The 717-nt window shown below is 55.6% G+C and carries 1 protein-coding gene; it reads right to left on the bottom strand.

The annotated features are described in order from the left end of the window. On the bottom strand, window positions 1–717 hold a 717-nt coding region (locus tag QN359_RS19795), incomplete at both ends, for a hypothetical protein (RefSeq protein ID WP_323493632.1).

Here is a 717-nt window from a genome sequence, read left to right as displayed (position 1 = left end):
CCATCGAGCGTGGCACTGTCTGCCTGCATGTCCAGGACATTATTCGTTTGTATCAGTCCGCCGCTACCAAGCACTTGGTTTGCATGCAGAGCCAGCGTACCGGTGCCGGTATGTTGTATTTTTCCTTGTTGACCATTCGCTGCGGTATTGATCAGTGTTGCGGCCGTCACACTGAAGTTATTACTGTTGACGGCGATTGTACCCTGCGTATTATTAAGGCTACCGGCCAGGTCTATGCGGGTGTCACCACTGCCGGTTTGCATCAGCGATCCAGCAACATTCGATAGATCGTGCGCGGCCAGTGCTAATTGCCCTGCTGTGATCTGGGCGGCATCGAAGTTCAGTACCTGGGTAGATTGAGCGCTCAAGCTCGAACTGGCATTCACCGTGGCATGGGCCAAGTTAAGATCGCCTTGGCTGGCGGTGTAGCTGAGATTTTTTCCGCTGTTGCGACTGCCGCTTAAATCCAGCGTTTTCGCGCTGATATGCTGATCACCGGCTGATACGTGTTGGCCGGCCCCATTCATGCCAAGCGTCGCAGATACAGATAAGTCACCGGCCGTACCGAGGCTGCCGTCGGCCAATAAACCAGCTTCCAAGGTACCGCTGGCCGTATTATTGATCCGGCTGTTCGCACCGGTAGCGGCGACGGAATTGTTTGCCGCGGCTGCCAGCATGCCGCTGTTGTTCAGGTCGGCCTGTGTGCTGATGCTGCTG

The sequence above is a fragment of the Undibacterium sp. 5I2 genome (assembly GCF_035019605.1).
In the GTDB taxonomy this organism is placed as follows: domain Bacteria; phylum Pseudomonadota; class Gammaproteobacteria; order Burkholderiales; family Burkholderiaceae_D; genus Undibacterium.
Note: the sequence above shows the minus strand (reverse complement) of the source record. Positions and strands in the feature narration are given on the sequence as shown.